The organism is Acinetobacter sp. 1207_04 (genome assembly GCF_052850415.1).
This window is the reverse complement of sequence record NZ_VXCQ01000002.1, coordinates 131,011-144,012: the sequence shown is the minus strand read 5'-3', so window position 1 is coordinate 144,012 and position 13,002 is coordinate 131,011. Positions and strand designations below refer to the sequence as shown.

General features: G+C 37.9%; 14 protein-coding genes. 7 read left to right on the top strand and 7 right to left on the bottom strand.

Annotated features, from left to right (window positions below; genetic code table 11):
* The first annotated feature begins 93 nt into the window (after positions 1–93).
* From FW754_RS02605 to FW754_RS02590, 4 genes are all read left to right on the top strand, one after another.
* The gene (locus tag FW754_RS02605) at positions 94–705 is read left to right on the top strand and encodes a septal ring lytic transglycosylase RlpA family protein (RefSeq protein ID WP_409512163.1); all 612 of its coding nucleotides are present in this window, start codon (positions 94–96) and stop codon (positions 703–705) included.
* Positions 706–1,194: 489 nt separating this feature from the next.
* Complete coding sequence (locus tag FW754_RS02600) at positions 1,195–1,440, top strand: hypothetical protein (protein WP_446323769.1); 246 nt, start codon at positions 1,195–1,197, stop codon at positions 1,438–1,440.
* A 149-nt stretch (positions 1,441–1,589) separates the two neighbouring features.
* Positions 1,590–3,395 (top strand): amidohydrolase, encoded by a 1,806-nt coding sequence (locus FW754_RS02595; protein ID WP_446323768.1) that lies wholly within the window; start codon positions 1,590–1,592, stop codon positions 3,393–3,395.
* A gap of 99 nt (positions 3,396–3,494) precedes the next feature.
* Positions 3,495–3,941, top strand: coding sequence for an Mpo1 family 2-hydroxy fatty acid dioxygenase (locus tag FW754_RS02590; protein WP_409512161.1), 447 nt, complete (start codon positions 3,495–3,497; stop codon positions 3,939–3,941).
* Between the two features lie 53 nt (positions 3,942–3,994).
* On the opposite strand, the gene FW754_RS02585 is transcribed toward FW754_RS02590, so the two are convergent.
* From FW754_RS02585 to rpsB, 6 genes are all read right to left on the bottom strand, one after another.
* The gene (locus FW754_RS02585; protein WP_419345958.1) at positions 3,995–4,306 is read right to left on the bottom strand and encodes an AzlD domain-containing protein; all 312 of its coding nucleotides are present in this window, start codon (positions 4,304–4,306) and stop codon (positions 3,995–3,997) included.
* Positions 4,303–5,091: an AzlC family ABC transporter permease gene (locus FW754_RS02580; RefSeq protein ID WP_446323767.1), complete on the bottom strand. Its 789-nt coding sequence runs from the start codon at positions 5,089–5,091 to the stop codon at positions 4,303–4,305. The genes FW754_RS02585 and FW754_RS02580 overlap by 4 nt, the downstream gene beginning before the upstream one ends.
* A gap of 149 nt (positions 5,092–5,240) precedes the next feature.
* On the bottom strand, positions 5,241–6,071 hold the full coding sequence (locus tag FW754_RS02575) for an AraC family transcriptional regulator (RefSeq protein ID WP_446323766.1): 831 nt from the start codon (positions 6,069–6,071) through the stop codon (positions 5,241–5,243).
* A 118-nt stretch (positions 6,072–6,189) separates the two neighbouring features.
* Entirely contained in the window at positions 6,190–6,789 is a 600-nt protein-coding gene (locus FW754_RS02570) for a DUF3465 domain-containing protein (RefSeq protein ID WP_446323765.1), read from the bottom strand.
* A gap of 149 nt (positions 6,790–6,938) precedes the next feature.
* Positions 6,939–7,817, bottom strand: coding sequence for a translation elongation factor Ts (gene tsf, locus FW754_RS02565; RefSeq protein WP_409512156.1), 879 nt, complete (start codon positions 7,815–7,817; stop codon positions 6,939–6,941).
* A gap of 142 nt (positions 7,818–7,959) precedes the next feature.
* Positions 7,960–8,712, bottom strand: a complete 753-nt coding sequence (rpsB, locus tag FW754_RS02560) for a 30S ribosomal protein S2 (protein ID WP_409512155.1) — start codon at positions 8,710–8,712, stop codon at positions 7,960–7,962.
* A gap of 223 nt (positions 8,713–8,935) precedes the next feature.
* On the opposite strand from rpsB, the gene map reads away from it, so the two are divergent.
* The 3 genes from map to FW754_RS02545 all read left to right on the top strand — a co-directional run bounded on the left by map (position 8,936) and on the right by FW754_RS02545 (position 11,357).
* A complete protein-coding gene (gene map, locus FW754_RS02555; protein ID WP_409512154.1) occupies positions 8,936–9,763 on the top strand; it encodes a type I methionyl aminopeptidase in 828 nt (275 codons plus the stop codon).
* Between the two features lie 240 nt (positions 9,764–10,003).
* Entirely contained in the window at positions 10,004–11,230 is a 1,227-nt protein-coding gene (locus tag FW754_RS02550) for an MFS transporter (protein WP_446323764.1), read from the top strand.
* The gene (locus FW754_RS02545) at positions 11,223–11,357 is read left to right on the top strand and encodes a hypothetical protein (RefSeq protein ID WP_446323763.1); all 135 of its coding nucleotides are present in this window, start codon (positions 11,223–11,225) and stop codon (positions 11,355–11,357) included. The genes FW754_RS02550 and FW754_RS02545 overlap by 8 nt, the downstream gene beginning before the upstream one ends.
* 112 nt (positions 11,358–11,469) lie before the next feature.
* On the opposite strand, the gene sthA is transcribed toward FW754_RS02545, so the two are convergent.
* Positions 11,470–12,885, bottom strand: coding sequence for a Si-specific NAD(P)(+) transhydrogenase (gene sthA / locus FW754_RS02540; protein WP_446323762.1), 1,416 nt, complete (start codon positions 12,883–12,885; stop codon positions 11,470–11,472).
* Positions 12,886–13,002 lie beyond the last annotated feature (117 nt).

Below are 13,002 nucleotides of genomic sequence, written 5' to 3'. Positions count from 1 at the left end.
CGCTAAATGCAGTTGCACAAGTGAATTTACAGACCTCAGTGGTTAATTTTCAGCGACTTATGAAAGTAATCCGAGGTTCCAAGGAGTTAAACGATGCATGCTTCACTTAAATATATTGCTGCCCTGACGATGGGTTTAAGTATGACTCAGGTGAACTCAGAAATGGTTCAGTCATCATACCTAAACAATGATTCAGACAGCTCAAGTCTTGCTTCCCGTGTGATCAGCAAAGACGCGAATAACTTTAATTCGCACTTTTCAAACTTAAACAGTTTAACAATCACTGAACGCTCTGGTGATAAGATTCGTCGTGAAACGATTGCTGCTAAAATCGAAATCCCAAAAGATGAACCTTCAGTTATTGATAAATTGAATACAGTTGCTTCTAGCACTGTCCGCAAATTTAGCCAAACAGGCGTTGCGTCATGGTATGGTCGTCAGTTTCATGGTCGTAAAACTGCAAGTGGCGATACATTCAACATGAATGCATTAACTGCAGCTCACCGTAGCCTACCTTTGAACTGTTACATCCGTGTAACCAACAAAGATAATGGCAAAAGTGTTGTGGTGAAAGTGAATGATCGTGGTCCATTCCATGGTAATCGCGTACTTGATCTTTCTTACGGTGCTGCGAAACAGTTAGGTATGACTAACTCAGGTACTGGCCGTGTCAGTATCGAACGTGTCGATGGTCCAAATTCGTAATTCATGTGCACTGCATTGCTCATGAATAAAAAGCCACTTTAAAAAGTGGCTTTTTAATTGCTTTACCGCTACTGCATTTTTTGGTGAAATTTTCACGCCCTGCTCCTGTATCGACAAGGTTTGGTTCAACAGTAGCATTAACTACCGTAGTAGTAATTGTAGACTCAGTTTTAAGTAATTATTCATACAAAGCAAAACAATCCATGCATACAACAACAATTTCATCTTTAAAATTATTTTTTCCTACGGTTTAATTATTCTAATTACCTTTACTGTAGATTCTGCCATCCGTACATGAAATACGATATATCTTGAAGATACTTTGATAGCATCTGTAACTATCACAACCTTAGGCTATGCTACCTATCAAATGAGTATTTTGCTGACATCTCTATTACTGGCTAAATCCGCAGTATCAATAACACTTGTTGGCGTTTAGTCTACCTACTCTATAGTGCTAGCCAACAATTTTGTATTGTTATTGGTGCTTTGGCATCACTCATTTTCTCAGTAGCAGTAAAGCTTGTTCCAAACCGTCGTGATAAAATTCTTACACGAATTAATATTTTTAACTATGGTGGTGCAATTTTAGGAACTACCACGGTGGGTTTATTATCTATTCCAATTCCAATTCCAATTCCAATTCCAATTCCAATTCCAATTCCAATTCCAATTGGTCATGGTGCTACCTTTGACAAGCTTGGCATAGAATTATTATCTACTTTCTGCTTTTGATGGTATTTTAAGTATTAGTTTCAAATACATTTTTAAACAAATTCCTCAGAAAACTGTGTATCAGTCCCTAGCTTAAATACATGCTTGTTTGTTATTTTAGAATCAGCTATTTAAAAAATTCACATGAAGTGGATATTCAGGGGAAGATGATGACAAATAACTTACAACCAGCTCACACCCAGTCCTCAAAAACATTGAGACATTTTTTCAAAAAAAGCGTCAATTTTTCAACATTATTTGCTCTCACGCCATTACTTATTGCTTGTACACAACCCATTCAATTCGCTCAACAACAACAGATCCCAACATCTTCAAATCTTATTATATTTGGCGGACCTATTTTAACCATGCAAGGAGATACACCGCAGTATAGTGAAGCACTGCTAATTGAAAATGGCATCATCCAGTTCAATGGCTCTTTAGCTGAAGCCAAAAAACGTGCCCCAAATGCGAAAGAGCTTAATTTACATCAGCGCACTGCCATTCCCGGACTAATTGATGCACATAGCCACGTTAACTCCGTTGGTATGCAGCAAACCGTTGCTAATTTATATGCACCACCCGATGGCAATGTCACAGATATCCCCTCTCTGATTGCATCACTTAAACAATGGCAAAAAGATAATCCTGAATTTATTCGTGCAACTTCGGGTTGGATTATAGGCAATGGCTATGATGATGCTCAGCTAAAAGAAAAGCGTCATCCCACTGCAGATGATCTCGATCAAGTTTCCAAAGATCAACCCATTCTAATTTTGCATCAGTCTGGACACCTCGCCTCAGCAAATCATAAAGCGCTAGAATTACTCAAAATTAATCAGAATACTCCCGATCCTGATGGCGGTGTCATCCGTCGTGTTAAAAATACACAAATTCCAAATGGTGTACTTGAAGAAAGCGTTGTCTTTAGTTCTATGTTGCAAGCATTTAAAAATGTTCCACCCGATGTGATGCTTCAAATGGCACAGACTGCCTTGAAAACGTATATAAAAAATGGCTATACCACCGTTCAAGAGGGTCGTGCAGATGCAGGTACTGCTCAATTATGGCGAAACTTGGCTCTACAGAAAAGACTACCAATCGATGTTGTGGTCTATCCTGACCTCATTTCTGAAAAAGACTATATGCTGAAAAATGGCAGTAGCGTGCAGTATCAAAACCATTATCGAATAGGCGGTGTAAAAATCAGCTTAGATGGATCACCACAAGGAAAAACAGCTTGGCTAACAAAACCGTATCTAATTCCACCTGAAGGGCAATCAAAATCATATCGTGGCTATCCTGCTTACCCTCAAGAAAAAACTGTTCAAGATGCCATTGATCTAGCTTTTAAAAATCACTGGCAGGTTCTTGCACACGCCAACGGTGATGCAGCAATTGATCAATATCTAAGAGTCATTCAAAAATCAGAACAAAAATTTCCAGAAGCTGACCGCCGTAATGTGATTATTCATGCGCAAACTATGCGAGAAGATCAATTAGATACAGCGAAGAAATTAAAACTAATTCCATCGTTCTTTTCATTACATACGTATTATTGGGGAGATTGGCATGTTCAAGAGACTTTAGGTCTTGAACGAGCTGATCGTATCTCACCAACAGGATCTGCACTTCGACGTGGTATGATATTTACAGAACATCATGATGCCCCTGTCATTCCACCAAACAGCATGATGACCTTGGATGCAACGGTAAACCGAACCACACGCAGTGGTAAGCTTTTAGGTCAAGACCAAAAAGTCAGTCCTTATATTGGACTTAAAAGTATGACGGATTGGGCTGCATATCAATACTTTGAAGAAGATCGTAAAGGTACACTGACCGCAGGTAAACTCGCCGATTTTGTCATCCTCAGTGACAACCCAATCACTATTGAGCCACAACAGATTAAAAACATCAAAATTTTAGCGACCTACAAAGAAGGACAATCAGTTTATCAAGCACTTGAAAAATAAATTGTTGTATGTGGTGATGACCTGAATTTTGACCCATGTCAATTTTCAGGTTATATTTCTCTCAATAAAAAATCAAATGATTGAGCGAGGATTGCAACAATGAAAACCGTAACGGAATGGTTAGATGAATATAGCGAAAGCCACCAAAATAAAACCAACAAAGTCATTCACTGGCTCTGTGTACCTGCCATCTTGTTTTCAATTATTGGCATCCTCGCACAATTTAGTGCAATGCTCACAGCACTCATTCTCGTTTTAACTTTGGTTTTTTATGCACGACTTGATCTTGTTTTAGCAGTTGCAATGGCAGCCTTATTATTTGTCATGGCATGGCTCATTGTGATTCTACCAGTCGGAGCAGGATTCTATATCGGGCTCTTTGTCGTGGCTTGGATTGGACAATTCTATGGTCACAAAGTGGAAGGTAAAAAGCCTTCATTCTTTAAAGACCTCCAATTCCTCCTAATTGGACCTCTATGGTGCATGGATGCCTATTTAGGCAAAGTAGCACCTAAATGGAAAACACGCCAAAAAGAGGCTTTTTAGCGCAAATTAGCATGGGTCGGTATTTTTTAGAAAATCTGACCCATTTAAGCGTGCTATAATAAATAATTGAGTGTATAAAAACACACTAAAGCAAGACTCAAATTCAGCAAAATCCGTTGATTCAAAAGTGCCAAAATCACACACAAAGTCGCACTTAAAATATAGGGATCAAAAATATTCACTCGCAATTGATCACCTTGAAAAAAGATAATCGGCGCACAAATTGCAACCAATAGACATGGTGCAGAATATTGCAACATTTGTTGGAAAAATACAGGCAAGCGAATTACAACTTTAGGTTCAAGAAAAACATAACGATTAATAAATACAATCAACGCTAAACTACATAAGAGCAACCAAGTCATTTTTGCGCTCCTTTTTGAGCTTTTTGCATACAAACCGCACTCAGCATTCCCGTAAGGGCTGCCAAAACAATACCTGCTTCAATTGCAAAATATTTAAATATGCACACGAAAATAACTGTTACCAATACACCAACCAAAGATGCTAAATTCTTAATTAATGGCACAATAATTAAGATAAACAATGCTGCAATAGAAAAATCTAAATGCAAACTGTCCAAATTTGGAATTGAACGTGCAAGCAACATACCGAGTATACTAAAAACACACCAACTCAAATAAAAACATAGCCCTGCGCCAAATAAATACGCAAACTTTTTAGATGCTTTTTCACGTTGACTGACTGCAAATAATTCATCAGTCAACAAAAAGCCCATCACCAATCTTTTCTGCCAAGAAAAATGTTGAATATCTGCACGCATATTCAATGCATAAATTAAATGTTGTGATGTCAAAAAGAAAACCGTCAGTAGTATTGTCAATGCCGATGCATCTGACATGACCAAGCCCAAGCTCACCAACTGTGCGGCACCTGCAAAAATCACCGATGACATAGCAAAAGCCTGTGCAGTTGATAATCCTGCATTAATTGCCATTGAGCCCGCCAAAATCCCCCAAGGTAAAACTGCAATCGATAAAGGTAAAATATCTAATACACCCTGACGAAATAATGCAGTGTTACTTGTTTTACTTAAATGGGTTTTACTTAAATGGATTTGATTTGAATTGGCTTGAGCAATATGTTCTGATCGTATTGATTCCGCATTTATTTCATTAAAATCCGACATTCAACATCCTGAATTTACTTTTTGAATACCCTTCAATATCTTCCAATTAAATAAGTTTGCCTTGAACAAAATTGCTATTTGCAGCAAATGAATAATAAATAAAGCCTTATTTTGAAATTAAATCACTCACTTGCCACTACAACTATAAATTAATGCTTAAAATTTAATAAATATTGTGCAGGTGTTACACCCATCGCTTTTTTAAAATGACGATTTAAATGGCTTTGATCAGAGAAACCACTATTTTGTGCTGTTTGCGCAATGCTCTCGCCTTGTTTGAGCAATTGCCGTGCATAACGTAAACGAATCTGAATTAGCCAACTATGCGGAGGTAATCCTGTATGTTTTTTAAATTCTCTTAAAAAATGCCATGGACTTAAACCAACATGCGCTGCAAGCTCAGTTAAAGAAAAATCATGTGCAGGAAATGTACTCAGTAAATCTTTGATTAGCTCCACTTTATGCTGTGCTTCGGGCAATTCCGCTTGGCTCAATTTGGCACGACCATACAATTGAAATAAGCGTGCCAAAGTCGATAAATACATACTTTCTTTCAATAGAGTATTTTCTTTTTGTTCTAATAAATCAAATAGTAAAATCAGTTGTTGTGCTAAACCGACATCATGCACTACAGCCTGAGGAAACCATGGCACACTGTTCTTTACAGTAAAAAAATCTTGACTGACATCATGTAACATTTCATAGGTTGGATAAATCGCCCGATAACCCCAACCCGATTCCACAGCAGAAGAGCCTGTATGAATCTCATCAGCATTGACCAAAATAATGTCACCTTTCGGTGCTGTATGTAGCTGACCTGTACGAAAGAAACTTTGCGCCCCTTCCTCAATCACACCTATACAATATCCTTCATGAACATGACGCGAAAACTGCTTGTGATGATAACGTGCTTTAAGTAATTCTAAACCACCAAATTCTTTAAGATGAATAAAATCAGCATGTTCCTTTATAATGCTCATATGATATTCCTACATATACAGCTTTATTTTAAAATCAATACTTTGTGTAATATAGAACAAAATTGCTATTTTTAATTCATCATTTCACAAAAAGCACATCTAATTTCTTTAACAAAAATTATTTATAAGTTTTACCCTGATGCTTTAACCAACCATCGGTATGATGACCCCGTGGATCATGATGTGTCCAATGCATTACACCACCTTGCGGGCTATATTCATACTCGCCAAAAAACTCAACAACATCGCCTTTTTTCAAATTTTCAATTCGTGGTGATAAATCTATATTGTGTGCCACTAAAATCGTCAAACCATTATTCAAAGACAAAATAAATTTTTGATGGCGTGAACCCTCATTATCAACTCGTAAAATTGCTTTTACCCAACCTTCAGACTGCACCTGAACATTACTAATTTTACGGTCAAATGATTGACGAATAACCTCTAAACCATGACGATTCTGACTGCTATTCGATGTACCATGCTGTGTTTTTTCATCATCCGATGATGTATTTGAATGCTGATCTGCATGCAATGGTTGATCTAACTGCTCAAGCGAAGATGGTAATTTTTCTTGTGACTGTGATCGTTCACTTGATTGCTGTAGTATTTGAGGCTTTGCTGTTTCACGCTGATTTTGATTAAGATCCACACCAAAATACACTGTAACAAGCAGTATAATAACCACACCAATACCCAAATTTATTTTATTTGCCATAACAATAGATTTAAATTAATTTTTAGTATTATAAGATGTTTCATCTTATATAAATGTAATCAGTCTTGAAATTTAAACAAATAAAAAACCCTCAAAAATATTTGAGGGTTTTTTATTTCACCGATTCAGAAAAACTGAATCAATAAAACTTATTGAGCAGCAGCAGCTTGAGCAGCAGCAACTTCATCAGCAAAGCTCATTTCAGCTTTCTTCTCAATACCTTCACCAACTTCGAAACGAACAAACTCAACGATTGTTGTCGCAGTTGATTTAAGGATTTCAGCAACTTTCTTATCGTTGTCGATTACGTACATTTGACGCTCAAGAACAACTTCGTTCAAGTATTTGTCAACTGAACCAGAAACCATTTTTTCAACGATATTTGCAGGCTTACCAGATTCGATTGCTTTAGCTTCAGCAATTTCTTTCTCTTTAGCAACAAGCTCAGCAGGAACATCTTCAGCAGTTACAGCAACTGGGTTGAACGCAGCAACGTGCATTGCAACACCTTTACCAGTTTCCGCAGAACCTGTGTAAGACACAACAACACCAATACGTAAACCGTGTTTATAAACTGCAAGGTTTTCGCCTTCAACAATTTTTGCACGACGCACTTGAATATTTTCACCGATTTTTTGAACAAGTGCAATACGCGCTTCTTCTACAGTAAGACCATCTTCAAGTTTAAGTTCAACAATTTTAGCAGCATCAGTTTCGTTTGCAGCAAGCGCAGCAGTAGCAACTTTAGTAGAGAAACCAGCAAAGTTTTCGTCTTTAGCAACGAAGTCAGTTTGACAGTTTACTTCAAGAATAATTGCTTTGTTGCCATCTTGAACAATTGTAATTGCGCCATCAGCAGCAATATTACCTGCTTTTTTAGCAGCTTTTGCTTGACCTGATTTACGAAGGTTATCAATCGCTAACTCAATATCACCGTCTGCTTCTGTCAATGCTTTTTTGCATTCCATCATCGCAAGACCAGTACGGTCACGTAATTCTTTTACCATGCTCGCAGTAACTGCAGTCATGTTGTTCTCCTAAATACGGTAGAAAAATGAATCTGTTGAACAAAAACGGCCCAAACCTTAAATCTGAGCCGTTTCTGCCTGTTTGACGCTTAATTGCCACCCTTACATGTCGCAAAAGTGACAAGGTTGCATCAAAAACGCATTAAGCTTCAGGAGCTTCTTTCGCAGCTTCTTCGCCTTTAGCTTGTGCATTTGCTTGAGTTTGAGCAAATTCTTTACCAGCAAGAATAGCATCAGCCATAGCAGAAGCATAAAGAGTAACAGCACGAATCGCATCATCATTACCAGGAATAACGAAATCTACGTTATCTGGGTTAGAGTTTGTATCAACGATACCAATTACAGGAATACCAAGGTTCTTAGCTTCTTTAATTGCAATCGCTTCGTGATCAACGTCAATGATGAACAATGCGTCAGGTAAACCGCCCATGTTCTTAACACCACCAAGACCACGTTCAAGTTTTTCCATTTCACGAGTACGTTCTAATGCTTCACGTTTAGTAAGTTTAGCAAAAGTACCGTCTTGTGATTGAGTTTGAAGGTCTTTTAAACGGTTGATTGACTGACGAAGAGTTTTCCAGTTAGTCAACATACCACCCAACCAGCGGTGATCAACATATGGTTGACCTGCGCGTTGAGCTTGTTCACGGATGATGTTAGAAGCAGCACGTTTAGTACCAACGAATAACACTTTGTTTTTCTTGCTAGCAAGTTTGTTAACAAAGTTCAAAGCATCGTTTAACGCAGGAACAGTGTGCTCAAGGTTAATGATGTGAATTTTGTTACGCGCACCAAAAATGTATTGACTCATTTTTGGGTTCCAGAAGCGAGTTTGGTGACCAAAGTGTGCGCCAGCTGTTAGAAGGTCGCGCATGCTTACGTTGTAATCTGCCATTTTCTTTACCTTAAAGTTTGGGTTAGGCCTCCATATGTCCGCATTCTCCACCTTATTCAGGCACCCAGAGTAATGTGACGACATATGTGCGGATTTTTAAATGCCTCTTATCTAAATAACCATCCGTCTTTCTCAAAGAAAGAAAGTAACAGAAAGCATTTGATAAATTGGGCGGCTATTTATACCATAGTCACATACAAATTTCCAAAAGTTTTTAAAGATCATGAACAGTACTTATGAAGCTCCACGTCGTTTAATCAAAACCGCAGATGAAATTGAGAAAATGCGTATTGCAGGACGATTAGCGGCAGAGGTTTTGGATATGATCAAACCGCATATCAAACCAGGTGTTTCTACACTTGAATTGGATACGATTTGTCATGACTATATTGTCAATAAACAAGAGGCTATTCCTGCTTGCCTAGGTTATGGCGCCGCACCTGGTCGCCCTGCTTTTCAGCATGTAATCTGCACATCTGTCAACCATGTGGTCTGTCACGGCATTCCATCAGATAGTAAAATTCTGAAAAAAGGCGATATTTTAAATATTGATGTCACTGTCATTAAAGATGGTTTCCACGGCGACACCAACATGATGTATATCGTGGGCGGTGAAACCACAATTTTGGCTGAGCGTTTATGTAAAGTTGCTCAAGAAGCGATGTACCGCGGTATTGAAACGGTAAAACCTGGCTCAACCATTGGTGATATTGGCGCTGCGATTCAAAAATATGTAGAGTCTGAGCGTTTTGGTGTTGTACGTGAATATTGCGGTCACGGTATTGGTACGGTTTTCCATGATGAACCACAAGTACTTCACTATGGTCAAGGCAATAGCGGCATGGTACTTGAAGAAGGTATGACTTTTACCATTGAACCTATGGTCAATGGTGGTGATTGGAAAACTAAACTCCTTGGTGATAAATGGACAGTTGTAACTAAAGATCATAGTTTATCTGCACAATATGAACATACCTTGCTTGTGACTAAAAATGGTGTTGAAATCCTTACCGCACGTCCTGAAGAGGATTTATCCCGTTTTGTTCAGTAATATATCTTTGGTCATATTTCGATAAAAACATAGTGCCAAAAAAAGATTTATTTTTTAGCGCAAAAAAGGTCATTTTTAAAATGACCTTTTTTATTAGCTCTCATTTTTTTTCAAAATAAAATCATTAATACAAAACAAATATGCCATAAATAGAATTTATCAATCGATAAATATTTATTCTGTCGCTACTTGCCAGTGAATACTTTAATATTCTCATATTACGATTCAACGGAATGATGTATGTCAGTCACTCAGAATGAAACTCGCTTCTCCAAGCCCCTCATATATATGCTCATTGGAAGTGCATTTATTTTGGCACTCTCCTTAGGCATTCGGCATGGCTTTGGTTTATACCTTGTGCCAATGAGTCACGAATTTGGATGGAGCCATCAAGTTTTTAGCTTGGCAATTGCATTTCAAAATCTACTTTGGGGTGCAGTACAACCATTCACTGGAGCGTTAGCAGATAAGTACGGAAGTAAAAAAGTCGTAGCTGTTGGTGGTGTTCTGTATTGTATTGGTCTAGGACTGATGTCAGTCAGCTCAAGTGTGTGGCTACTTGATTTGAGCGCTGGCTTAATTATCGGCATGGCGTTGTCTGCAACATCTTTTTCCGTTTTATTGTCTGCCGTTGGTCGTGCAGCACATCCCTCTAAACGAGGTATGGCGATGGGGATTGCGAGTGCAGCAGGGTCATTTGGGCAATTTATCATGTTGCCAACAACCCTACTACTGATTAAGCATTTTGGATGGTCATCTGCATTGGTGATTAGTGCTATTTTAGTTGCATTGGTTATTCCGCTGGCTTGGCTGCTTAAAGCACCTGCTTATGTAGCACCCAATGCCATTAAGCAAGCCAACAAGCCAAATATGTCCTTTAAACAAATTTTAAAAATTGCGTTTAATCACAAACCATTTTTATGGCTGGCTTTAGGCTTTTTAGTCTGTGGTTTTCAGGTCGTTTTCCTAGGGATTCATTTACCAGGTTATTTAATTGATCATGGTTTTGATGCCTCGACAGGTACGGTCTTTTTAGCTTTAGTTGGACTATTTAATATTATTGGTACCTATAGCGCAGGTTGGCTCGGTGATAAATACTCAAAGCCACATTTACTTATGTGGCTTTATGGTTTACGTGGCATTACCATTATTTCATTTCTTGCATTACCGTTAAGCCTTTATACAGTTTATGCTTTTGGTATTATTATGGGACTATTATGGTTATCTACTGTTCCACTTACAAACGGTATTGTTGCCAATATGTTCGGTGTGAAATATCTCACTATGCTCAGCGGCATCGTATTTTTCACTCATCAGATTGGATCATTTTTTGGTGGATGGTTAGGTGGCTTAAACCACGATATAACAGGAAACTATAACCTGATTTGGATGTGTTCAATTGTATTAAGTGCTCTAGGTGTCGTGGTACATTTCTTTGTCAATGAGGAGGCGATCGTCAATGACTGATTCACTACTTTGGCTAAAAACAAGTATTGTGTTTGGCATCATAGTCTTATTTAGTCTGGCTATTGGCTTATGGCTCAATACACCTGATCTGTTTGAATATTTTAATAATGCTTTTTGTGCACATTAATTTATTTTTTATAAAATTTTAAATATTAAAAAACCCATAAGTATTTGCTTATGGGTTTTTGTTTTAATCACCTAAGTAATATAACTTAGAAAATCAAATTAACTAATTATAATTAAAACAAACGATTCATACCATTTAATGTCGCTACACGATAGGCTTCTGCCATCGTTGGATAGTTAAATGTAGTTTCAACAAAATACTTAATGGTATTGTTACCACTTTGCATTACTGCTTGACCAATGTGAATAATTTCAGCGGCATTGTTACCAAAACAATGTACACCTAATAATTCTAAAGTATCACGATGGAACAAGATTTTAAGCTCGCCCACTGTATCACCAGTAATTTGCGCACGTGCCAAATGACGGAAAGATGCCTGCCCCACTTCATACGGAATTTTTTCTTCAGTCAACTGACTTTCAGTTTTACCAAAGAATGAAATTTCAGGAATGGTATAAATCCCTGTTGGAATATCCGTTACAGGTTTAACATTTTCCTCACCGCTCATGTTCGCACCTGCGCAACGACCTTGGTCATATGCAGCAGAAGCTAATGATGGCCAACCAATGACATCACCTGCAGCATAAATATGCTCTACTTCGGTTTGATATTTTTCATTGACAGCAATTTGACCGCGACTATTCGGTTTAATCCCTACATTTTCAAGACCTAAACCATCTGTATTTCCTGAACGACCATTACACCATAAAATTGCATCGGCTTTAATCTTTTTACCACTTTGTAAATGCATCACCACGTGATCATCAAAAGTTTCAAGGAAATCAATTTGCTCATTGTTACGAATCAATACGCCTTGTTCACGTAAGTGATAAGATAAGGCATCGGCAATTTCATCATCTAAATAGCTTAAAAGCTGATGTTGTGTATTGATTAAGTCAACTTTATGATCTAAACCAATGAAAATAGAGGCATATTCACAACCAATAACACCCGCACCATAAATGATGATTTTATGTATAGGAAAATCTAGATCCAAAATTTTGTCTGAATCAAATACACGAGGATGTTTAAAATCAAGACCTTGTGGATGATATGGACGACTACCTGTCGCAATCACCAATTGTTTAAATACGATCGTTTCTTCAATACCATCTTCACTAAAAATAATAACAGTGTTCTGATCTTGAATATAAGCACGACCATGATACACATCTATATTATTACGATCATAAAAACGCGAATGCGTATTGACCTGTTGCTGAATCACTTTATGTGCATTGTGTAACACTTGTTTCATGGTGAACTGTTTCCAGTCGCCCACTTTTTTAAACATCGGATCACGTTGATAGCGAATAATACTCGACACCGTTTGACGCAATGCTTTACTCGGGATTGTACCCACATGCGTACAGTTACCACCTAACTGTTCACGTACATCAATAATAGCAACACGTTTGCCCGATTTAGCCAGCTTCATTGCCGCGCCTTCACCAGCAGGTCCTGAGCCAAGTACGACCGCATCGTATTTCACAAAACTTCCAGTGACGATTTCTTTCTTACGTGGCATTCAAAGCTCCTTATCACAACTCTGTCTATATATCCTCAGTATTATGACCTAAGTTTATGTATTTTGCTGTATTTACCCTGCATATATTATGTGATGACCACATTTCGTAAATGAATA

Excerpts from the sequence above, each read along its gene's own strand:
- FW754_RS02605 (WP_409512163.1), top strand. The coding sequence starts at position 94 with ATGCATGCTTCACTTAAATATATTGCTGCCCTGACGATGGGTTTAAGT.
- FW754_RS02595 (WP_446323768.1), top strand. The coding sequence starts at position 1,590 with ATGACAAATAACTTACAACCAGCTCACACCCAGTCCTCAAAAACATTG.
- FW754_RS02590 (WP_409512161.1), top strand. The coding sequence starts at position 3,495 with ATGAAAACCGTAACGGAATGGTTAGATGAATATAGCGAAAGCCACCAA.
- FW754_RS02585 (WP_419345958.1), bottom strand. The coding sequence starts at position 4,306 with ATGACTTGGTTGCTCTTATGTAGTTTAGCGTTGATTGTATTTATTAAT.
- FW754_RS02580 (WP_446323767.1), bottom strand. The coding sequence starts at position 5,091 with ATGTCGGATTTTAATGAAATAAATGCGGAATCAATACGATCAGAACAT.
- FW754_RS02575 (WP_446323766.1), bottom strand. The coding sequence starts at position 6,071 with ATGAGCATTATAAAGGAACATGCTGATTTTATTCATCTTAAAGAATTT.
- FW754_RS02570 (WP_446323765.1), bottom strand. The coding sequence starts at position 6,789 with ATGGCAAATAAAATAAATTTGGGTATTGGTGTGGTTATTATACTGCTT.
- tsf (WP_409512156.1), bottom strand. The coding sequence starts at position 7,817 with ATGACTGCAGTTACTGCGAGCATGGTAAAAGAATTACGTGACCGTACT.
- rpsB (WP_409512155.1), bottom strand. The coding sequence starts at position 8,712 with ATGGCAGATTACAACGTAAGCATGCGCGACCTTCTAACAGCTGGCGCA.
- map (WP_409512154.1), top strand. The coding sequence starts at position 8,936 with ATGAACAGTACTTATGAAGCTCCACGTCGTTTAATCAAAACCGCAGAT.
- FW754_RS02550 (WP_446323764.1), top strand. The coding sequence starts at position 10,004 with ATGTCAGTCACTCAGAATGAAACTCGCTTCTCCAAGCCCCTCATATAT.
- FW754_RS02545 (WP_446323763.1), top strand. The coding sequence starts at position 11,223 with ATGACTGATTCACTACTTTGGCTAAAAACAAGTATTGTGTTTGGCATC.
- sthA (WP_446323762.1), bottom strand. The coding sequence starts at position 12,885 with ATGCCACGTAAGAAAGAAATCGTCACTGGAAGTTTTGTGAAATACGAT.